Consider the following 21,365-nt stretch of genomic DNA (forward strand, 5'->3'; position numbering starts at 1 on the left):
TTTATTCGACCGTTGAGAAAATGTTAGTATACAGCAGTTTTTAAGCTGCAAATTGTACCAATCAAGCTTTAGGATTTGCCAATGGCAGAAAAAAAGAAACGCGGATTATTTTCGTGGCTGGGTTTTGGTTCTGAAGAACAAACCGAGCAAACCGAGCAACAAGCCGCCCAGGCGGAAGAGAAAGCATCATCGGCGGACGCCTCAACGCTGACCTCGCAGGAGGCGTCGACGGCGCAGCCAGCCACGGAACAGCCGACGGCGGAAACGGCTGTTACGAGCCGTGAGGTCGCGCAGGACGCTGAGCCGGAAGCCCCGGTTGAGCCACGCGAGGCTGCCGAGACCGCTTCAGCTGAAGCGGCGGCTGCGGATCGCCCGGAGGTCGCGCCTGCTCCAGCCGAACAGCCGTCGGCTCAAGCTTCTGAAACAAAAGCGTCTGAAACAAAGGCACCTGAAGTGCAGGTTCCTGAAACTGAAGCACCTGCCGACGAGGCCAGTGCGGTTCAGAGCACCGAGCAGGAAAAGCCGAAAAGTGAAGGCTTCTTCGCCCGCCTGATGCGCGGCCTGAAGAAAACCAAATCTAATATCGGTTCCGGCTTTGTCGGTTTATTCCGCGGCAAGCAGATCGATGATGATTTGTTTGAGGAGCTGGAAGAGCAGCTGTTAGTGTCCGATGTCGGGATGGATACCACACTCAAGATCATTGAGAACCTGACCGAAAAAGCTGATCGCAAGGCCCTGAAAGATGGCGAAGCGCTGTATGGTTTGCTGAAAGAAGAGCTGGGCGAGATGCTGGCGAAAGTCGAGCAGCCGCTGGTGATTGACACTTCCTGCAAGCCTTACGTGATCCTGATGGTCGGGGTCAACGGCGTCGGGAAAACCACCACCATTGGCAAGCTGGCCAAGCAGTTCCAGAGCCAGGGCAAATCCGTCATGCTGGCTGCCGGGGATACTTTCCGTGCGGCGGCAGTCGAGCAGTTACAGGTGTGGGGTGAGCGCAATAATGTGCCGGTGGTCGCCCAGCACACCGGGGCTGACAGTGCGTCGGTGATTTTCGATGCGATCGAATCGGCCCGCGCCAAAAACGTCGATGTGGTGATTGCCGATACGGCCGGCCGCTTGCAGAACAAGAGCAATCTGATGGAAGAGCTGCGCAAGATTGTGCGGGTGATGAAGAAAGTCGACCCGCAGGCGCCGCATGAAATCATGCTGACGGTGGATGCCGGGACCGGGCAGAATGCGATCAGCCAGGCCAAGTTGTTCAGTGATGTGGCACCGGTGACCGGGATCACCCTGACCAAGCTGGACGGCACCGCCAAGGGCGGGGTGATTTTTGCCATTGCCGATCAGTTCAATATCCCGATCCGCTACATTGGCATCGGCGAGGGGATCGACGATCTCCGTCCATTCGCGGCCAATGAGTTTATTGAAGCACTCTTTAGCGACGAGGAGTAAATCGTGATCCGGTTTCAGCAGGTCAGTAAAGCTTATCGAGGCGGGCGCCAGGCCCTGCAAAAAGTGGATTTCCACCTTCAACCGGCGGAAATGGCGTTTTTAACCGGGCACTCCGGGGCTGGTAAGAGTACCTTGCTGAAACTGATCTGTGCCATTGAGCGGCCGAGTGACGGCCAGATTTTCTTCAATGGCCACGATATTACCCGGATTGAAAACAAGCATATCCCGTTCTTGCGCCGCAATATCGGGATTATCTTCCAGGATCACAAGCTGCTGATGGACCGCAGTGTCTACGACAATGTGGCCCTGCCGCTGCGGGTCGAGCTGGCCTCGGAGGCGGAAATCAAGCGCCGGGTGTCGGCGGCACTGGATAAAGTCGGGCTGCTCGACAAGGCCCGCTGCCTGCCGCTCCAGCTCTCCGGCGGTGAGCAGCAGCGGGTGGGTATTGCCCGTGCGGTGGTGAACAAACCGCGGCTGTTGCTGGCCGACGAGCCGACCGGGAACCTGGACGCAGCCTTGTCGCAACAAGTCATGCAGCTGTTTGAAGAGTTTAACCGGGTGGGAGTGAGCGTATTGATGGCCACCCATGATACCTCCTTGCTCAGCACCCACAATTACCGGCGTCTGGATCTGCACCAGGGGCACCTACGGGAGGTCGCACGTGGCGCGTAAACACCCCGGCTTTTTTGCCGTCCATAAAATGCAATGCCTCGGGGCGCTGTCGGAGCTGATGCGACGGCCGTTGGGCAATCTGCTGACCCTGGCGGTGTTGGCGTTTGCCCTGACGCTGCCGGCCAGTTTTTACCTGCTGGCGAAAAATATCACCCTGGTGGCCCAAGCCTGGCAGAATCCGACGCAGCTGACGGTGTATCTGGCGCCGCAGGTGTCGCCGGGCACCGCCACTCAGTTTTCCGAGCAACTGGCTGCCTGGCCGGAAGTGGAGAATGTGCGCTATATCTCGCCGCAGCAGGGACTGGCAGAGTTTCGGGAGCAGGCCGGGTTTGCCGAGGCGCTGACGTTGCTGGAGGAAAACCCGCTGCCGGCTGTGGTGGTGATCCGCCCGGTGGCGGCATGGCAGGGCAGTGATCAGGCCGCGCAGCTGGCGGCGAAATTGCGTGCCGAGCCGACGGTGGATGAAGTTCGGCTCGACAGTGACTGGCTGCAGCGTCTGGCGGCGATCAAGTCGCTGGCGATCACTCTGGCGGCATTGATCTCCGGTCTGATGCTGTTTGCGGTGTTCCTGATCGTCGGCAATACCTTGCGCCTGCAGGTGCTTAACCAGAAAGATGAGATCCAGGTGATGAAGCTGGTAGGTGCGACCGACAGTTTCATTCTGCGCCCGTATCTCTATACCGGGGCCTGGTACGGCCTGCTGGGCGGGATCGCCGCTTGGGTGCTGGCCGCAATCGTCACTATACTGCTAGATGGCGCGGTGGCGCAGTTGGCTGCGCTCTACGACAGCGGGTTCCGGCTGGTCGGCCTGAGTTGGGATGAAACCCTGATCCTGCTGATGACGGCGGCATTTCTCGGGCTGCTGGCGGCCCGGTTGTCGGCCGGACGTCATCTGAAAGAAATTGAACCTGTGTAAATTTTCGGACTCTACAGATGGGTCATGTGGCGAGAATTTATATGACGGCTTGCAATGTTGGCCCTTTTGCGGGCATCATTGCAGGCTATGACGATGTTCCATCAGTACACAAAACACACGAGGTTTGTTGAATGGCACAAGAAATGACTTCATTGGCGTTAGTTTCTACAGACAGCCTGGACAGCTATGTTCAGAGTGTCAACAGCTACCCGATGCTGTCGGCGGAGCAGGAACGTGAGCTGGCGGAGCGCCTGCATTACGAGGGCGATATTGATGCGGCAAAGTCGCTGGTCATGTCCCACCTGCGATTCGTAGTGCACGTGGCACGCGGGTATTCCGGCTATGGTCTGCCGATGGCGGATCTGGTTCAGGAAGGCAACATCGGCCTGATGAAGGCGGTGAAGCGGTTTAACCCGGAAGTCGGCGTGCGTCTGGTGTCGTTTGCGGTCCACTGGATCAAAGCTGAAATTCATGAGTATGTGCTGCGCAACTGGCGTATTGTCAAAGTCGCCACCACCAAGGCGCAGCGCAAACTGTTCTTCAACCTGCGTAAGGCGAAAAAGCGCCTGGGCTGGTTCAATAACGACGAAGTCAACATGGTTGCCGAGCAGCTTGGGGTCGATGCCAGCGAGGTCCGCGAGATGGAATCCCGTCTGGCGGCGCAGGATCCGACCTTTGAAAGCCCGGTCGATGATGATGATCGCGACAGCGGCTTCAGCGCTCCGGTTTATTTCCTGGAAGACAAATCATCTGATGTAGCCCTGAGTTATGAAGAGAATAACTGGGAAAGCCATGCCACTAATCGCCTGTCACTGGCGTTGGCCGGCCTGGATGAGCGCAGTCAGCACATTGTCCGCTCTCGCTGGCTGAATGAGCAGAAAGCAACACTGCAGGAGCTGGCTGAGCATTACGGGGTGTCTGCGGAAAGGATCCGTCAGCTCGAAAAAAATGCGATGAAAAAGCTCAAAGAAGCGGTGGGTGACAGTCTCTGAGGATCCTCGGAAACTATCCACAATGATTCGCACAAGAAACCGGCCAAGCGCCGGTTTTTTTGTGCTTGTTTTCTGAGGAGCAGGTCACATTTATGGCCTGAAATCAGGATGCAAGACAAACTTATCCACAGATTATGATCGGATCCGATCTACATATAGTGGATCCTCTTGTGGCGAAACACATTATCAACGCTATTCACAGGTTTTTCCACAGCTGGTGATTATTTGTTCGACTTGTGGCCACGGACGTCTGGCGAGGGACCTTCAACCCTTGTATGGCCTGTCTTAGTATGACCGGAAGTGGTCAACGCAAAGCCCTACTATCTGTACGAGGTTGTGAGTAACTTTGTGGGGTACAATGACGCCCTGCGCTGACGGCCTTGGACCGTCGCTCCGGGGATCCCCGAACGGAGGATCATCACAGTTTTGGCCCGGAGCGGATCCTCGGCGGGATCGGCAACTCAATAACCCTAATGCTGGCAAGGCCAGCAGTCATTTAGTGAGGCAATGAATGGATCAGTTCGAGCATATATCCGTAGAGCAGGCGTTTGAGCTGCTGCAGCAACCGGACGCCGGGGCCATCCTGGCCGACATCCGCGATCCGCAGTCGTTTGGCCTGGCACACCCGGAATCGGCGTTTCACCTGACCAACGAGACCATGGTCGCGTTTATGGATCAGGTCGATTTCGAACAGCCGGTGATTGTGATGTGCTACCACGGCATCAGCAGCCAGGGCGCGGCCCAGTATTTGATTAACCAGGGCTATGAGACGGTTTACAGCCTGGATGGCGGGTTTGAAGCCTGGCGTCGACAGGCGTATCCTTGTCACCAGCAGGTATCATCCTAACGGAGACTCAGATGCATCGGTTAGCCGGATTAAACAACCCCCGCCTGGCGCAGGCATTTATTGACTATATGGCGTCACGGGGGATCCCCATGAGTCTGGCGCCGGAGCCGGAAGGGCGGTTTGCGATCTGGCTGGAAGACAGCCAGTACCTGGTGGAAGCCGAGGCTGAACTGAGTTTGTTTCTGGCCAATCCCGACGATAGCAAATATCAGGCTGCCTCGTGGGCGATGGCTGAGTCCCGCACGGCTAAGTTTTCCTACCATAGTCCGGATCTGCTGGCGATCATCCGCGCCCGGGCCGGGCCGTTTACCCTGGCGGTGATGATTGCTGCGATGGGGATTTACGGTTTGTGGCTGTTCGGGTTCGAGCAACCGGTGTTTCGCTGGCTGCATTTTCCGCTGATGCAGGGCGATGAGTGGCAGCTCTGGCGCTTTTTCTCCCATGCGCTGATCCATTTCTCGACCTTGCATATCCTGTTTAACTGCCTGTGGTGGTGGTTGCTGGGCGGTCAGTTGGAGCGTCACAGCGGCAGCGCTAAGCTGTTGCAGGTCTTTCTGCTTTCGGCCCTGATTTCCGGATTCGCCCAATTCTGGTTTTACGGCCCGGGTTTCGGGGGGCTTTCCGGCGTGGTGTATGCCTTGCTGGGGTATTTGTGGTGGATGGGATGGCTGGCGCCGGAGCGCGGTCTGGTGATCCCCAAACCTTACGTCATCTTCATGTTGGCGTGGCTGGTGATTGGTTTTGCTCAGCCGATGGGGATGTCGATTGCCAATATGGCCCATTTGTTCGGGTTACTCAGCGGCTGCGCGATCGCGCTGGTCGACGGGAAGCTGCGTCGTCCGGCCCGGGGCTAGGTTGGGCCAGGAGCGGCGAATGCTGCCCGGCTGAACCGGCCGGGTGGCGATCCGAATGGAGCCGAGACCCGACACATCCGCTGCCCGAAGAGGCGCGCGCGAACCGGCTCCATCCTTCTTTTTCCCGCCATGTTCACTGAACCTGTTGATCTGTAAGCTCACGTCTTATTATTTACAAAAAAGATAGAGTTAATACTCTATCTGTTAATAATTAATCTTCGTTTTTGATTCCTTTCACATTTTATTATCTTCTTTCGAGCAATAATTTGCACATTGTGAGTATCTTTGAGTATTTTCGCTCATCATTTTTTTGCGTTTACGCAAACCATCGCTAACAGAACGACAACTTTTAAGGAAACTTTTATGTTTGGCATTTTCAAACCCGCCATGCATACGGATCGGCTACCGGACAGTCAGATCGATCCTGTGTATAAGCGCCTGCGCTGGCAGCTCTTTTTCGGTATTTTCTTTGGCTACGCCGGGTATTACCTGGTGCGCAAGAACTTCAGTCTGGCGATGCCGCACCTGATTGAAGAATACGGCTACAGCCGCGGTGATCTGGGTGTGGCCCTGGCTGCGGTATCGATCGCTTATGGTTTGTCGAAGTTCCTGATGGGGAACGTTTCGGACCGCTCCAACCCGAGATATTTCCTGGCCGCCGGTTTGACAATGTCGGCCCTGGTGATGCTGTGCTTTGGCTTTATGCCGTGGGCAACCGGCAGTATTGCGGCCATGTTTATCCTGCTGTTCCTGAACGGTTGGTTCCAGGGCATGGGCTGGCCGGCTTGTGGCCGCACCATGGTGCACTGGTGGTCGCGCAAGGAGCGTGGCGAGATTGTGTCGATCTGGAACGTGGCCCACAACGTGGGTGGCGGCTTGATCGGTCCGTTGTTCCTGTTGGGTCTGTGGGCGTTCAATGATGACTGGCGTGCAGCATTCTACGTGCCGGCATTCTTTGCTCTGCTGGTGGCGGTATTTACCCTGCTGGTGATGCGGGACACCCCGCAGTCATGCGGCCTGCCGTCGATTGAAGAGCACAACAATGATTACCCGGACAGCTACGACAAGTCGCATGAGCAGGAGATGACGGCGAAGGAAATCTTCTTCAAGTATGTCTTCAACAACAAGCTGCTGTGGTTTATCGCGGTGGCTAATGCCTTCGTCTACCTGATCCGCTACGGGGTACTGGACTGGGCGCCGGTATACCTGAACGAAGTGAAGCACTTTACCGTGGATAAGTCTTCCTGGGCTTACTTCCTGTACGAGTGGGCCGGGATCCCGGGAACTCTGCTGTGTGGCTGGATGTCGGATAAATTCTTCAAGGGCCGTCGTGCCCCGGCGGGTATCCTGTTCATGGCGCTGGTCACCATCGCAGTCCTGGTGTACTGGTTCAACCCACCGGGCAACCCGGCGGTTGATATGATGGCACTGGTTGCAATCGGCTTCCTGATCTATGGTCCGGTAATGCTGATTGGTCTGTACGCACTGGAGCTGGCACCGAAGAAAGCGGCAGGGACGGCTGCAGGTCTGACCGGTCTGTTCGGTTACCTGGGCGGCGCAGTCGCGGCGAATGCGGTTCTGGGTTACACCGTGGATCACTTCGGCTGGGACGGCGGCTTCATGGTGCTGACAGCGTCTTGTGGTCTGGCCATCTTCTTCCTGACTCTGGCCCTGATTGGCGAGAGCAAGCTGCATCAGGAAGTTGCGCAAGCTCAGGCCGGGCAAAATGCGTGATTGAGATCGCCATCATTGGCATCTTGGCAACGCACTAGGTAATATGACAAGGCTTCGCATTCGCGGAGCCTTGTTGCAACTAGGAGCCGCGTGAGCAGTGAAGCAAAGCAAACGTCATCAGGAAATCATCGATCTCGTTAAAACCCAGGGATACGTCAGCACTGACGATCTGGTAGAGCGTTTTAACGTGAGCCCGCAAACGATCCGTCGTGACCTCAATGAGCTGGCGGCAGATAACAAAATTCGTCGTCATCATGGTGGCGCCACCATCCCGTCCAGCTCGGTCAATACCTCATACAGCACTCGGAAGGTCATGCAGTTGGCGGAGAAAGACCGAATTGCCCAGGCGATGGTCCGGCATATTCCGGACGGGGCGACGTTGTTCATTGATATCGGGACCACGCCTGAGGCGGTGGCACGCGCGCTGCTCAACCATCATGATCTGCGGATCGTGACCAACAACCTCAATGTTGCCAGTATTCTGACCGGCAAGGATGATTTTCGGGTGATCCTGGCCGGCGGGGAAGTGCGCAACCGTGATGGCGGGATTGTCGGTGAAGCCACGCTGGACTTTATTTCTCAGTTCCGGCTCGATTTCGGCATCATGGGGATCAGCGGTATTGACCTCGACGGCTCGCTGCTGGACTTCGATTACCATGAAGTGCGGGTGAAGCAGGCGATTATTGAGAACAGCCGCTGTGTGATGCTGGGGGTGGATCATACCAAGTTTGGCCGCAACGCCATGGTTAATCTGGGAGACATCAGTCAGATCGATATGCTGTTTACTGATCAGCAACCGCCGGAAGAGCTCAATAAGCGCCTGGTTGAGAACGAGATCCACCTCGAAATCATCAACTGAGCCGCCGCTTTCCCCCGACCACGGACCCCTCACGGGCTGCCTCAAAAAAGGCAGCCCGTTTTTTTTCTATTCTTGTTACCTGTCTCATACTTATGTAACAAACCGAAAATATAAATGATGATCTTCGTCAACACATGATCTATTATGCTCGCAATCGAGCATTTTTGGGCGTTTTTGAAATTTTTATTTTCGATTGAGGTGGGGATATGAAGGTTGCGACATCTGAAATTCTGGATTTGATTGTAGTCGGCGGTGGGATTAACGGTGCCGGGATTGCTGCCGATGCAGCCGGTCGCGGCCTGAAAGTCGGGTTGTTTGAAGCCAGCGACTTTGCCTCGGCGACCTCATCGGCCAGCTCGAAGTTGATCCACGGCGGCTTGCGTTACCTGGAGCACTATGAGTTCCGTTTGGTCGGGGAAGCCCTGGCAGAGCGGGAAGTGCTGCTGCGCAAGATCCCTCATATTGCCCGTCCGATGCGCTTTCGTCTGCCGCACCGTCCGCATCTGCGCCCGGCCTGGATGATCCGCGCCGGCCTGTTTCTGTACGACCACCTGGGCAAGCGCACCACGTTGCCGGCAAGCCAGGGATTGAAGTTTGGCGCTGACTCGGTGCTGGTGCCGGAAATCACCAAAGGTTTCGAATACTCAGATTGCTGGGTCGATGATGCGCGTTTGGTGATTTTAAATGCCATGGAAGTCGCGGCTCGCGGTGGCGAAGTGCGTAACCGCTGCAAAGTGGAAAAAGCTGAGCAGGACGGTGAGCTGTGGCAGGTCACCGTGCGGGATACGATCACCGGCGAGACGTTTGAGCGCCGGGCCCGTGCGCTGGTGAATGCGGCCGGTCCTTGGGTGAAAGCGTTTTATGATCAAAGCCTGGCGACCCAGTCCCCGCGCAACATCCGTCTGATCAAAGGCTCCCACATTGTGGTGCCGCGTGCCCATGACGAGCCGCAGGCCTATATTCTGCAAAACGAAGACAGCCGGATTGTGTTTGTGATCCCGTACCTGGACCGCTTCTCGATCATCGGCACCACGGATGTTGAGTACAAGGGCGATCCGCGCGACGTGGCGATCGACGACAGTGAAATTGACTATTTGCTGAAGGTTTACAACAACCACTTTACCCGCAAGATGGCCCGTGAAGATGTGGTGTGGACCTATAGTGGGGTGCGTCCGCTGTGTGATGATGAGTCGGACTCGCCGCAGGCAATCACCCGCGACTATACCCTGGAGCTGGAGCAGACCGGCAACCAGCCGCCGTTGCTGTCTATTTTCGGCGGCAAGCTAACCACGTACCGTAAGCTGGCGGAAGCGGCGATGACCAAGCTGGCGCCGTTCTTCCCGCAAATGGGACCGGCCTGGACGGCGGATGCGTTCCTGCCGGGCGGCGAAGCACACTTCGACGGCCAACAGCTGGCAACGCAGCTTCAGCAGCAGTGCCCGTGGCTGTCCCGCTTTACCGCAGAGCGCATGGCGACCAACTACGGGACCCGTGCCCTGACTCTGCTGGAAGGGATTCGTGAAGAAGCTGAGATGGGCGAGCACTTCGGGGAAGGTTTCTATGCCCTGGAGCTGGATTACCTGATGAAGCATGAGTTTGTTCAGGATGCCGAGGATGCCCTGTGGCGTCGCAGCAAACTGGGTCTTTATCTCAGCGCGGCACAGCAGCAGGCAGTGGCGGGCTATATCGCCGCAAAGCAGCTGGCCCGCTCGGCTGCGGCCTGAGCTGAATTAGCATGAAAAAGGCGCTCAAAATGAGCGCCTTTTTCTTTTATGCCCAAGGGCCCGTTACTGGTACAGGTATTTGGTAAACAGTAACTCGGTGAGAATGCGCTGGCGGGTTTCCATGATCAACAGTTCGTTCACTTTGTGCAGGCACGCCTGGCGGATTTCCTCCCGTCCGGCCAGTGATTTGATCCGGGCTTCCGGCTGCTCACCGATGATGTTGATAATGGCATCGCGGATCAGCGGGGCGTGGTGCTCAACGTCTTTGATCAGGGACGGGTCGGCCACCATCAGGTCAACCTGGAGGCGCAGGTAACCCAGTTTTTTGCCTTGGGTGACATAGTTGGTCGTGATGTCCGGCTCCAGGGTGTAGTAAGTATATTGCGGTGCAGCCGGGCCGGCCTCGTCAGCCATGACCTGAAAAGGCACCGTCAGCACAGTTGTACACAGGGCCAGGGCAAAAAATAGTGATCTCATTATGACACTCATTCCGGATTGACCACCGTTGGTCGGCGGTGAATTGCGTTCTTTCGATCGTAACGATATTCGTACCCGTTACGGCTTGCTACAATAGTGTTTCCTTATGGTAATCAATTAACAGAGCTCTACCAAGCCCTTGCAGGCGACGTGGTCGGGTTTTTATTAGAAAGATGTCGAAATTCAAGCAGTTGTACAAACCTTTGCTGGATGGTGCCCAGTGGCAGTGCCCGCAGGACATTGCCGTGGAAGACACAGCGTTCGGGCCCTGGTTGCTTGAACCCGATTCGCTGTCGCGACGTTTTCAGCGCTATTGCGAGCATTTCACCGTGACGCTGTTGGAGCAGCGTGTCATTGGCAATCACCTGTTGCAGGCCGATGAGCGGGCCTTGCTCGGCGAGGCCGATTGCCTGCTGCGCAAGGTGGTGCTCAAAGGCGATGGGGTGCCTTGGGTGTTTGCCCGGACGCTGATCCCGCAGACCACCCTGACCGGTCAGGAGCAGGATCTGGAGCAGTTGGGCGAAATGCCGCTGGGCTTTCGGGTCTTTACCGACCGCAGTGCCCGCCGCGATGCGCTGATGGTGGCCCATATTCGTGAAGCGGCCCATTCTCTGTGGGCACGCCGCTCCCGGTTGTGGGTGAACGACAAGCCGATGTTGGTTGCTGAATTGTTTCTTGAACAGGCCCCGATCTATGCAAAGGAGACGCAAAGTTGGAATTAAGCAAAGCTAAAGCCTTTTGGCAACTCGCGCGATTTGACCGCCCGATTGGGAGCTTGCTGCTGTTATGGCCGACCTTATGGGCATTGTTCCTGGCCGCAGACGGCTGGCCGGATCCGCGGGTGCTGGTGGTCTTTGTTCTGGGGGTATTCCTGATGCGGGCGGCCGGATGTGTCATCAACGATTATGCCGACCGTCATTTTGACGGCCACGTAAAGCGCACGGCGCAGCGGCCGATGCCGTCGGGGAAGGTATCTGAGCGCGAAGCGTTAGGTCTGTTTGGGTTGCTGGTGGTGGCGTCCTTTTTGCTGGTGCTGACCATGAACCCTCTGACGATCCAGCTGTCGGTGATTGGTTTGCTGCTCGCTGCCGCTTACCCGTTTATGAAGCGCTACACCCACCTGCCGCAACTGGTACTGGGGATGGCATTTGGCTGGTCGATCCCGATGGCCTATGCGGCGCAGGCCGGTGCGCTGCCGGAAACGGCCTGGCTGTTGTTTGTCGCTAATATTCTTTGGACCGTGGCTTATGATACCCAGTATGCGATGGTCGATCGAGATGATGATTTGAAAATCGGCATCAAGTCGACGGCGATCCTGTTTGGCCGGTTTGACAAGATGATTGTCGGCCTGTTGCAGCTGGGGACGGTCCTGCTGCTGATTGTTGCCGGGTCCTTGCAACAACTGCACCCGATCTATTTCTGGTTCCTGCTGCTGGCATCCGCGCTGTTTGTCTATCAGCAGATGCTGATCCGCGGCCGCGAGCGTGAGCCTTGTTTCAAAGCCTTTCTGAATAACAACTACTTCGGCATGCTGGTGTGGTTGGGGATGGCGGTGAGTATCGCTTTGAGCTGAACGGTATATCTTTTTGACATCCTTTGAAAAAAGCGCCGTTCGGCGCTTTTTTTGTGGCCGCCGTGATCATGATGACCATGTCAGCAACCCGTTTGTGTTGTGTTGTGGGCGAGGGGACGCGCGGGCAGGGCTTTTAGGCGGCCGTGTCCCCAAAGCTCAAACACCTGAACGCCGGATGGGTTGCGAGATACAAAAAAGCTGGCCCGAAGGCCAGCTCAATATTTCTGAAGTGAAAAGCAACTGCGCGTCTTAAGTCTCCGGCGTCACTTCTTCGACTTTCTCCTCCCGGCTCATCACGGCCTGAATGGTCAGTTTGACCTCCGGGGAAACCAGCGCGGCCAGCTGATCGGCCAGGGTTTCGACCGGGCGCGAGACGGCATGGCAATCTTCGTTCAGATAGCCTTCGCTGCGCAGGGTTTTGACCAGCGTTGCGAACACGCCCTTATCAAAGAACTCCGGCGCATTGATGCCGTGCAGCCGGCTCAATCGCTGGGCCATCATCTGGCTCTGCTGCTCCAGATCGCTCTTCATCAGCTGCGGTTCAGAGCGCAGCAGGGTCAGGGCAATGGCATAGCGTTGCAGCGTTTCGGTGATGGTGCGGGCCAGCAGTTGCAGCGGGCCGATCCGGGCGCTGTTGAGGGCCACGGTTTCGCCGTCGCGCAGGATCAGCCGCTGGCGGACCAGCTCGTCAATGTGCCCTTCGATGACCTCACCCAGCTCGGCCTTGGTATAGCGCAGGAACAGCTCGGCCTTGAGGAACGGGTAAAGCCGCTCGACCTGCTCCCGGATAGCCTCGACGGACAGCTGCTGGTGCTGGACCACGATGTGGGCGATCAGCGACGGCAGCGCAAACAGGTGGATGATGTTATTGCGGTAATAGGTCATCAGGATCGACTGCTGGCGATCCAGTGACACGATATCGCCCAGGCTGTCGCGCTCAACCAGAAACTTATCCATGCTCAGGGCATGTTCAACTAGCGCCGCGGCGTCGTCGGTCGGAATCGTACACTGCGAGGAATACGGCACGTTGCGCAGCAACTGCAGGTAACAGTCGATCTGCTGCTCCAACTCTTCCCGGCTCAGGGCGCGCTGGCGGGAGGCCAGCAGGGCCAGGGCGCACAGGGTCAGGGCATTGGTTGCCGCGGCATCGTTGATGTGGGTCATCATCTTGTTGGCCAGATCATTGACCACCGGATTCAGCCATTGCGGGCGCTGCGGCTCAATCGGATCAATGTCCTGATGCCAGGTCGGCACCTGCTCGTTGAGGTAGCTGTTCAGCGGGATCGGCTCGCCGAAGTTCACGTAGCCCTGACCCAGATTGCGCAGCTTGCGCAGGGTCCGCAGCACCTGGCCGACATTTTCTTTCTCTTTCCGCTTGCCGCGCAGCTCTTTGGCGTAGGTGCCGACTTCCATCACGTGCTCGTAACCGATATACACCGGCACCAGGGTGACCGGGCGGTTCAGCCCGCGCAGCATGGCCTGGATCGTCATCGACAGCATCCCGGTTTTGGCCGGCAGCAGACGGCCGGTGCGGGAGCGGCCGCCTTCACTGAAGTATTCGACCGAATAGCCTTTGGCGAACAGCTCTGCCAGGTACTCGCGAAAGACCGTGGAGTACAGGCGGTTGCCCTTGAAGCTACGACGGATAAAGAACGCCCCGCCGCGGCGGAAAATCGGTCCGGCCGGGAAGAAGTTGAGGTTGATCCCGGCGGCAATGTGCGGCGGCACCATCCCTTCGCGATACAGCACGTACGACAGCAGCAGGTAGTCCATATGGCTGCGGTGGCAAGGCACATAGACGATTTCATGGCCGTCCTGCGCCAACTGGCGCACCCGCTGGGCATTGTGGACATTCAGGCCCTGGTAGAGCTTGTTCCACAGCCAGCCCAGAAAGCGATCGCCGCGCTTGATCAGCGAATAGGAGAAATCGGCAGCGATCTCTTCCATCATGTCGACGGCTTCTTTGCGGACTTTTTCGGTCGGGACATCCCGGCTTTGGGCTTCTTCGGCGACCACTTTTTCAATCGCTTTGGAAGCCAGCAGCCGTTTGAACAGTGCATGGCGGTCCGGCAGTTTCGGCCCGGATGCGGCCAGCTGCTGACGGGAAAAATGGATCCGGGCAACCCGGGCCAGCTTGTGGGCGATGGAATCATCGGTGCCATGGCGGTCAGCCATGTAGCGCAGCGAAACCGGGGTGCTCAGGCGCACCATACAGTCGCGGCCGCTGCCCAGCACGGCGACAAATTTCTCCGGGCCGTTGAGCGGGCGCAGGATCGGCTTCTGGCTCTCTTCCCGGCCCGGTTTGCGGCCCCAGAGGATTGCGGCCGGTACCACCTGGACATCCAGCTCGGTGTCTTGCTTGTGCTGCTCGAGCAGGGCGGTGAACAGCGCCAGCGATGCCTGGGGCAGCTCGCCGTCCGAGCCGAACACGCTCGGCCCGTCTGCGACATAGACATAGCGATCAAACAACTGTCCGCCCAGCTCCAGCGGGGACAGGGGATCAGGCAGGCCCAGCGCCAGGGCACTGCTGCGCAGGGTCATTAAATCCGTGTTCGAGCGGAACGGCAGGATATAGATAATGGGACGCGATAAATCCAGAGCCAGATCCGCGACCGGGTCTGATGGTATGGAATGGGTTTTAACCAACAGAGAAAGCGGCAAATTCAACAATTTTCGATAAACTTTCTGCCAACTTGACATATATTTACTAGCCTCGAAATCCTAATGCGTGGCAAGGATAGCAGAAAATGCCGGTTATTTTACGCTGAAATGCGACATCTTGACGGTGAAAGATCTGATTTCAGGAAATTTTGTGCTAACTCATTGTTTCTCTGTGGTGAAGGTAAGGGGTAACGGGGATTTCGGGGAAGAAGGCGACGCGTTCGTGACACAAAACCCAGAGGCTGGACCAGATTGGGAAACGCCTGCCGGGAAAATTGCTCTTTTCGTAAACAATTGTCTTTTCAACTTTGTTAACACTGGATATACTCACAGTGAACTGTATAAAAAGACAGGATTGAGCCATGAAGCCGTTAACGCCGCGCCAACAAGAAGTCTTTGATTTGATCAAAGCCAGGATTGAAGAGTCCGGAATGCCGCCAACACGCGCTGAGATTGCCCGTGAACTGGGCTTCCGCTCGGCCAACGCTGCCGAAGAGCATCTCAAGGCGCTGGCCCGTAAAGAAGTGATCGAAATTATCCCCGGGGCGTCCCGTGGGATCCGGGTTCTGGGCCTGCACGATGATCAATCGGAGCAAGGGCTGCCCCTGATTGGCCAGGTTGCGGCCGGTGAGCCGATCCTGGCGCAGGAGCATGTGGAAACCCATTATGAGGTCGACCCGGCCCTGTTTAAACCGCGCGCCGATTTCCTGCTGCGGGTCAACGGGATGAGTATGAAAGACATTGGGATTATGGATGGGGACCTGCTCGCCGTACATAAAACCCAGGATGTCCGCAACGGCCAGGTGGTTGTGGCGCGGGTTGAAGATGACGTGACCGTGAAGCGTCTGGAACGCAAAGGGTCTCAGGTGTTCCTGCATGCCGAAAATGAAGCCTTTGCACCGATTGTGGTCGATCTTAACCAACAGCAATTGACCATTGAGGGCATTGCGGTCGGGGTGATCCGTAACACCGACTGGATGTAATCCGTCCCGGGCTGCCCCGGCAGAGTGCTCGCTTTGAAATCGTCAGGCCCGAAACCTGGCGATTTTTTGTCTCAGGGGGCTTTACAAAAGTTAATGATAGTCATTATCATCCATTCATGATCAGATGGAGATGACAATGACCAAAACTTCCCGCTACCACATCCCGACAGCGTTGTTGCAACCGCTCTGGCTTCGTAGTCGTGAAAGCCTGGAAGATGAGGGTCTGATCTACGATCCCGTCGCCGCAGCAGCCTGTAACCAATGCCATTTCAAAGCAGATTGCCTGACCGGCAATGTGCCCGCCCGCCAGTTATTACATGCCACTCTGACGTTGCAGTGTGATCGCCTGGTACAGCAGTTTTTGCGCCGACATCCCAATGGCTGGATCATCAACGTTGGCGCCGGGCTTGATACCCGGTTTTACCGCCTCGATAACGGCCGCTGCCGCTGGTTTGAACTCGACACCGATGAAAACTTACTCTGGCGTGAACGGCTGTTTCACCGCAGCGAGCGCTACACCATGCGCCCGGGTTCGGTCACGGATTTGTCCTGGCTGAAATCGTTGCCGGTGATGGGCAAGGCGCCGGTCCTGCTGCTGTGTGATCAGGCCCTGCTGCAATGCGATGATGCGGCACTGGCTCGCTTCGTGCAGCAACTCGGCTGCCATTTCAGCCAGATTGAAGTGTGCCTGGTCGTGGCCGGAGACCGCTGTGGCTCGGGGTTGGCGGCCCGAATGGGATCGGCGACGTATCAGCATGGCTACAAAGATCCGGTGCGCCAAATTCTGAGTTGGCTGCCTTGGGCGGAACTGATCGGCAGCCATAGTCCGTTGGATCACGCCTGTCCGCGTTGGCGGCCCTGGCAACGATGGCTGGCGAAAGTGCCTAGCCTGAAATATCGCATGACGCCGGTTTTGGTTCATTTTCGGTTGTAATCACCGTATCGGGTCATACCTTCCGCTATTTCCCCCGCATCCATTGCCGATCGCCTGCTGGCCGTCGGCCTGCTGACGGCTGATTTTTTTTCTGACAATTTTTTGCTGTTCTTTTCCTTTTTGTCCTAAGTTGAATGTAAATAAAGTGTTAATTCTCTTGGCATAAGTTTGCCGTCCAGACGGGCAGGCAAACCGCTCATTGTGTGCTGCGCTTTCGTTCGTTGAGGACGTTGGATGAGGAGGGATTGCGGTGAAAATACGCAAATGGCTCTGCGGGTTACCGACGGCTGTTTTGGCTGGGTCGGTGGCTGCCGAAACGGATTCGATGCGGTTCAACATGACGGCCGGGGTCACCGACGTCAGTCAGCGGGTTTACGATCTTCACATGACGATCCTCTATATCTGCGTGGCCATCGGCATTGCCGTCTTCGGGGTAATGTTCTGGTCGATCCTCCATCACCGGAAATCAAAAGGCGCGGTCGCCGCCTCGTTTCATGAAAGTACCAAAGTGGAAATCCTCTGGACCCTCATTCCGTTCGTGATCCTGATCCTGATGGCCATTCCGGCCACGCAGACCCTGCTCGCAATGGAAGATACCACCGATTCGGATATCACAATCCAGATCACCGGGTCGCAATGGAAATGGCATTATCGTTATTTCGATGAAGATGTCGATTTTTACTCACTTTTGGCGACATCTCCTGCCCAGATCGCCAACGAACGAGACAAACGTGACAATTACTTGCTGGAAGTTGATCGGCCACTGGTGTTGCCGGTCGGCAAGAAGGTGCGCTTTCTGATCACCTCGCAGGATGTGATCCACTCCTGGTGGGTGCCGGCGTTTGCAGTCAAGAAAGATGCCAATCCCGGATTTATCAATGAAGCCTGGACCCGGATCGACGAGCCGGGGGTGTATCGCGGTCAGTGTGCGGAGCTGTGCGGCAAGGATCATGGCTTTATGCCGATTGTGGTGATCGCCAAGCCGCAGGACGAGTACCAGCAGTGGCTGCAGGCGACCAAAACCGCCCAACGGGTCGCCTTTGAGGAAGAGCAGCGCTTACTGGCGATGGAAATGTCGATGGATGAGCTGATGGCCCTCGGCGAGCAGGTTTACGGTACGCGCTGTGCTATGTGTCACCAGGGGAATGGTCAGGGGATCCCGGGTGCTTTTCCGGCGCTGGCCGGACAAGGGGTGGCCATCGATCCGGCACGGAAATTGGAGCACGTCAGCGTGGTGGTCCATGGCCGGAGCGGCACCGCGATGCAGGCGTTCGGGCCGCAGTTGAGCCTGAAAGAGCTGGCGGCCGTGATCACCTACGAGCGCAACGCCTGGGGCAACAACACCGGTGATACGGTGCAGGCGGCGGAAGTGCAGGCCGTGATGGATGGCAAATCGCTTTAAGCGCTAAACCTTTTGAGCGCTGCGTTCTCAAGGTAAGTGCTTTCAAGTAATGTGCGTTCAAGACAAGTGTTTTTAAGGCAAGAGCTTTCAAGGTAAGGGCTTTGTTGACAAGAGCTGAGGAGAACAACGATGACGGACATGTTGCGTGAGCAGGCCGGTGTGGAGGATGAACGGGCAACCGAGCATGCGCATCACGACCATCCTCAAGCCGGGTTTAAGCGTTGGCTGCTGACCACCAACCACAAGGATATCGGCTCACTGTATCTGATGTTCAGCTTTGCCATGTTCCTGGTCGGAGGCGCCATGGCGATGGTGATCCGTGCGGAGCTGTTTCAGCCCGGATTGCAGCTGGTGGAGCCGAATTTCTTTAACCAGATGACCACGGTACATGGCCTGATCATGGTGTTCGGGGCGGTGATGCCGGCCTTCACCGGGCTTGCCAACTGGATGATCCCGATGATGATTGGTGCGCCGGATATGGCGCTGCCGCGCATGAACAACTGGAGCTTCTGGATCCTGCCGTTCGCTTTCACCTTGCTGCTGGCCTCGCTGTTCATGGAAGGGGGCGGCCCGAACTTCGGCTGGACATTTTACGCGCCGCTCTCGACGACCTTTAGTCCCGCCAGTACCGGCCTGTTCGTGTTTGCCATTCACATCATGGGGATCAGCTCCATCATGGGAGCGATTAACGTGATTGTTACCATCGTCAACCTGCGGGCGCCGGGGATGACTTACATGAAAATGCCGCTGTTTGTCTGGACCTGGCTGATCACGGCGTTCTTGTTGATTGCGGTGATGCCGGTGCTGGCCGGCGCGGTAACCATGGTGCTGACGGATAAATTCTTCGGCACCAGTTTCTTCGATGCCGCCGGCGGTGGGGATCCGGTAATGTTCCAGCATATCTTCTGGTTCTTCGGTCACCCGGAAGTCTACATTATGATTTTGCCGAGTTTCGGTATTATTTCGGCCATTATCCCAGCGTTTTCTCGTAAAAAGCTCTTTGGCTACAGCTCGATGGTTTACGCCACGGCATCGATTGCCGGGCTGAGCTTTCTGGTCTGGGCGCACCATATGTTCACTACCGGTATGCCGGTCGCCGCCGAGCTGTTTTTCATGTACTGCACTATGCTGATTTCGGTGCCGACCGGGGTCAAGGTATTCAACTGGGTGGCGACCATGTGGCGCGGCTCGCTGACGTTCGAAGTGCCGATGCTGTTTGCCATTGCCTTTATCATCCTGTTTACCATCGGCGGGTTCTCCGGTCTGATGCTGGCCATCACCCCGGCGGACTTCCAGTATCACGATACCTATTTTGTCGTGGCCCATTTCCATTACGTGCTGGTGTCCGGGGCGATCTTCTCGATTATGGCCGCGGCCTATTACTGGATGCCGAAGTGGACCGGGCATATGTTCGACGAAAAGCTGGCCAAGTGGCATTTCTGGTGCTCAGTGGTGTCGGTCAACATTCTGTTCTTCCCGATGCACTTTTTAGGGCTCGCCGGCATGCCGCGTCGGATCCCGGATTACGCGCTGCAGTTTGCGGATGTGAATGCGGTGGTCAGTATCGGCGGCTTTATGTTCGGCCTGTCGCAACTGATCTTCCTGGCGGTAGTGGTGAAATGCGTGCGCGGCGGCCAGCCGGCAGCGGCCAAACCCTGGGATGGCGCTGAGGGGCTGGAATGGACAGTAGCGTCCCCGGCGCCGCACCACACCTTTACCACGCCGCCTAAGATTGATTGAGAACAGGATTGATTGAGAACAGGACTGATTGAGTACAGGGCATAGGAGGCATCCATGCGCAGGAAAGCGGATTCTACACGGACGCAATCGGCGTCGGCCGAGCAGCGTCAGCGGCGCTCGATCTGGTCGCTGGTCGGGCTGGCGCTGGGCATGTTCGGCTTCGCCTTCGCACTGGTGCCGCTCTATGACGTGTTTTGCGATGTCACCGGGATCAACGGCAAAACGGCCTCGACCCCGACCGAAGCCAGCGCTCGGGTCGATACCTCGCGGCAGGTGACGGTGGAGTTTGTGGCCTATATCAATCCCGGGATGCCGTGGACGTTTGAGCCGGAGGTGCGGCGACTGGTGGTGCATCCCGGCCAGACTCAGACCGTAAATTATGCTGCCCGAAACCTGGCCCAGAAGGCGAATATCGGCCAGGCGGTACCGTCGGTGTCGCCGGGCCTGGGTGCCCAGTATTTGAATAAGATTGAATGTTTTTGCTTTAACCGTCAGCCGCTGGCGGCCGGGGCATCGGCCCGGTTGCCGCTGGTGTTTTATGTCGACCCGGCCTTGCCGGCCGACATTCATACCCTGACGTTGGCGTATACCTTGTTCCAAGCTCCGTCGAGTGAGACGGCTCAAACCCAATGAGGTGGCACGATGGCAAATCCCTACAGCGAACATGATCAGGCAATCCAGCCTCCCCATGAACCTTACTACGTGCCGGCCACCAGTATCTGGCCGATTGTCGGGGCGGCGGCGCTGTTTCTGATTGCCTTGGGTGCAGGTGCCACGGTGGGCGGTCTGTTTCACGGCCAGGGACCGTGGATCCTGTTGGCTGGCGTCGGCTTGTTGCTGCTGATGGTGGTGGGTTGGTTCCGCGATGTGATCCACGAGTCGATGGGCGGGCTGTACAGTCATCAGATGAACCGCTCCTTTCGCCAGGGCATGAGCTGGTTTATTTTCTCAGAAGTGATGTTTTTTGCCGCTTTCTTCGGCGCGCTGTTCTATGTCCGGATGATTGCCGTTCCCTGGCTCGGCGGGGCCGGCAACAACGCGATGACCCACGCCGTGTTGTGGCCGGATTTCATCGCCCAGTGGCCCTTGGTGGCTACACCGGGCGGCACGACTACCGAGGCGATGAGCGCGCTCGGGCTGCCGCTGTACAACACCCTCATTCTGCTGACCTCCTCAGTCACCGTCCACATTGCCCATACCGCGCTGGAGCAGGATAACCGCCCGCGCTTGACTCTGTTTCTGCTGCTGACGGTGCTGCTCGGCGCCCTGTTTGTTTATCTGCAGGGGGTGGAGTATGTCCATGCCTATCACGAAATGGGTCTGACGCTGGATGCCGGAGTTTACGGCAATACCTTTTTCATGCTGACCGGGTTTCACGGTATGCACGTGACGCTGGGGACGGTGATCCTGTTTGTGGTCTGGCTGCGGGTGCTGCGTGGTCACTTCTCGTCCGAGAAGCACTTTGCCTTCCAGGCCGGGGCCTGGTACTGGCACTTTGTCGATGTAGTCTGGCTCGGGTTGTTCGTGTTCGTGTATATCCTCTGA

20 protein-coding genes are annotated in these 21,365 nt (G+C 57.0%); 17 read left to right on the plus strand and 3 right to left on the minus strand.

Features of this window, described 5'->3' with window-relative positions; genetic code table 11:
* The first annotated feature begins 81 nt into the window (after window positions 1–81).
* The 9 genes from ftsY (at window position 82) to glpD (ending at window position 10,050) form a co-directional block, all read left to right on the plus strand.
* Complete coding sequence (gene ftsY / locus VV869_RS10760; protein ID WP_337734938.1) at window positions 82–1,452, plus strand: signal recognition particle-docking protein FtsY; 1,371 nt, start codon at window positions 82–84, stop codon at window positions 1,450–1,452.
* Window positions 1,453–1,455: 3 nt separating this feature from the next.
* Window positions 1,456–2,124, plus strand: coding sequence for a cell division ATP-binding protein FtsE (ftsE, locus tag VV869_RS10765; protein ID WP_337734939.1), 669 nt, complete (start codon window positions 1,456–1,458; stop codon window positions 2,122–2,124).
* The gene (gene ftsX, locus VV869_RS10770; RefSeq protein WP_337734940.1) at window positions 2,114–3,040 is read left to right on the plus strand and encodes a permease-like cell division protein FtsX; all 927 of its coding nucleotides are present in this window, start codon (window positions 2,114–2,116) and stop codon (window positions 3,038–3,040) included. The genes ftsE and ftsX overlap by 11 nt, the downstream gene beginning before the upstream one ends.
* Window positions 3,041–3,171: 131 nt before the next feature.
* The gene (gene rpoH, locus VV869_RS10775; RefSeq protein ID WP_337734941.1) at window positions 3,172–4,032 is read left to right on the plus strand and encodes an RNA polymerase sigma factor RpoH; all 861 of its coding nucleotides are present in this window, start codon (window positions 3,172–3,174) and stop codon (window positions 4,030–4,032) included.
* A gap of 511 nt (window positions 4,033–4,543) precedes the next feature.
* Window positions 4,544–4,879: a thiosulfate sulfurtransferase GlpE gene (glpE, locus tag VV869_RS10780; protein WP_337734942.1), complete on the plus strand. Its 336-nt coding sequence runs from the start codon at window positions 4,544–4,546 to the stop codon at window positions 4,877–4,879.
* A gap of 11 nt (window positions 4,880–4,890) precedes the next feature.
* Window positions 4,891–5,733, plus strand: coding sequence for a rhomboid family intramembrane serine protease GlpG (gene glpG, locus VV869_RS10785; protein WP_337734943.1), 843 nt, complete (start codon window positions 4,891–4,893; stop codon window positions 5,731–5,733).
* A 363-nt stretch (window positions 5,734–6,096) separates the two neighbouring features.
* A complete protein-coding gene (gene glpT / locus VV869_RS10790) occupies window positions 6,097–7,467 on the plus strand; it encodes a glycerol-3-phosphate transporter (RefSeq protein ID WP_337734944.1) in 1,371 nt (456 codons plus the stop codon).
* Between the two features lie 97 nt (window positions 7,468–7,564).
* Window positions 7,565–8,326, plus strand: a complete 762-nt coding sequence (locus tag VV869_RS10795) for a DeoR/GlpR family transcriptional regulator (protein ID WP_261601436.1) — start codon at window positions 7,565–7,567, stop codon at window positions 8,324–8,326.
* A 206-nt stretch (window positions 8,327–8,532) separates the two neighbouring features.
* Window positions 8,533–10,050 (plus strand): glycerol-3-phosphate dehydrogenase, encoded by a 1,518-nt coding sequence (gene glpD, locus VV869_RS10800; protein ID WP_337734945.1) that lies wholly within the window; start codon window positions 8,533–8,535, stop codon window positions 10,048–10,050.
* A 63-nt stretch (window positions 10,051–10,113) separates the two neighbouring features.
* On the opposite strand, the gene VV869_RS10805 is transcribed toward glpD, so the two are convergent.
* Window positions 10,114–10,527 (minus strand): flagellar basal body-associated protein FliL, encoded by a 414-nt coding sequence (locus VV869_RS10805; RefSeq protein WP_337734946.1) that lies wholly within the window; start codon window positions 10,525–10,527, stop codon window positions 10,114–10,116.
* A gap of 173 nt (window positions 10,528–10,700) precedes the next feature.
* On the opposite strand from VV869_RS10805, the gene VV869_RS10810 reads away from it, so the two are divergent.
* Together VV869_RS10810 and ubiA are read left to right on the plus strand one after the other, a co-directional pair.
* Window positions 10,701–11,249 (plus strand): chorismate--pyruvate lyase family protein, encoded by a 549-nt coding sequence (locus tag VV869_RS10810; RefSeq protein WP_337734947.1) that lies wholly within the window; start codon window positions 10,701–10,703, stop codon window positions 11,247–11,249.
* Window positions 11,240–12,100, plus strand: a complete 861-nt coding sequence (gene ubiA / locus VV869_RS10815; protein WP_337734948.1) for a 4-hydroxybenzoate octaprenyltransferase — start codon at window positions 11,240–11,242, stop codon at window positions 12,098–12,100. The genes VV869_RS10810 and ubiA overlap by 10 nt, the downstream gene beginning before the upstream one ends.
* 249 nt (window positions 12,101–12,349) lie before the next feature.
* Here the strand turns inward: ubiA and plsB are convergent, their stop codons facing one another.
* On the minus strand, window positions 12,350–14,800 hold the full coding sequence (gene plsB, locus VV869_RS10820) for a glycerol-3-phosphate 1-O-acyltransferase PlsB (RefSeq protein ID WP_337734949.1): 2,451 nt from the start codon (window positions 14,798–14,800) through the stop codon (window positions 12,350–12,352).
* A 323-nt stretch (window positions 14,801–15,123) separates the two neighbouring features.
* On the opposite strand from plsB, the gene lexA reads away from it, so the two are divergent.
* Together lexA and VV869_RS10830 are read left to right on the plus strand one after the other, a co-directional pair.
* On the plus strand, window positions 15,124–15,744 hold the full coding sequence (lexA, locus tag VV869_RS10825; RefSeq protein ID WP_337734950.1) for a transcriptional repressor LexA: 621 nt from the start codon (window positions 15,124–15,126) through the stop codon (window positions 15,742–15,744).
* A 136-nt stretch (window positions 15,745–15,880) separates the two neighbouring features.
* A complete protein-coding gene (locus VV869_RS10830; RefSeq protein ID WP_337734951.1) occupies window positions 15,881–16,678 on the plus strand; it encodes a class I SAM-dependent methyltransferase in 798 nt (265 codons plus the stop codon).
* Here the strand turns inward: VV869_RS10830 and VV869_RS10835 are convergent, their stop codons facing one another.
* On the minus strand, window positions 16,679–17,017 hold the full coding sequence (locus tag VV869_RS10835; RefSeq protein WP_337734952.1) for a hypothetical protein: 339 nt from the start codon (window positions 17,015–17,017) through the stop codon (window positions 16,679–16,681).
* Between VV869_RS10835 and coxB the strand changes: the two genes are divergently transcribed.
* The 4 genes from coxB to VV869_RS10855 all read left to right on the plus strand — a co-directional run bounded on the left by coxB (window position 16,971) and on the right by VV869_RS10855 (window position 21,365).
* On the plus strand, window positions 16,971–18,080 hold the full coding sequence (coxB, locus tag VV869_RS10840; RefSeq protein WP_443147308.1) for a cytochrome c oxidase subunit II: 1,110 nt from the start codon (window positions 16,971–16,973) through the stop codon (window positions 18,078–18,080). The genes VV869_RS10835 and coxB overlap by 47 nt on opposite strands.
* 129 nt (window positions 18,081–18,209) lie before the next feature.
* The gene (gene ctaD, locus VV869_RS10845; protein ID WP_337734954.1) at window positions 18,210–19,820 is read left to right on the plus strand and encodes a cytochrome c oxidase subunit I; all 1,611 of its coding nucleotides are present in this window, start codon (window positions 18,210–18,212) and stop codon (window positions 19,818–19,820) included.
* A gap of 54 nt (window positions 19,821–19,874) precedes the next feature.
* A complete protein-coding gene (locus VV869_RS10850; RefSeq protein ID WP_337734955.1) occupies window positions 19,875–20,453 on the plus strand; it encodes a cytochrome c oxidase assembly protein in 579 nt (192 codons plus the stop codon).
* Between the two features lie 9 nt (window positions 20,454–20,462).
* The gene (locus VV869_RS10855) at window positions 20,463–21,365 is read left to right on the plus strand and encodes a cytochrome c oxidase subunit 3 (RefSeq protein ID WP_337734956.1); all 903 of its coding nucleotides are present in this window, start codon (window positions 20,463–20,465) and stop codon (window positions 21,363–21,365) included.

This window comes from Photobacterium sp. MCCC 1A19761 (assembly GCF_037389125.1).
GTDB lineage: Bacteria > Pseudomonadota > Gammaproteobacteria > Enterobacterales > Vibrionaceae > Photobacterium.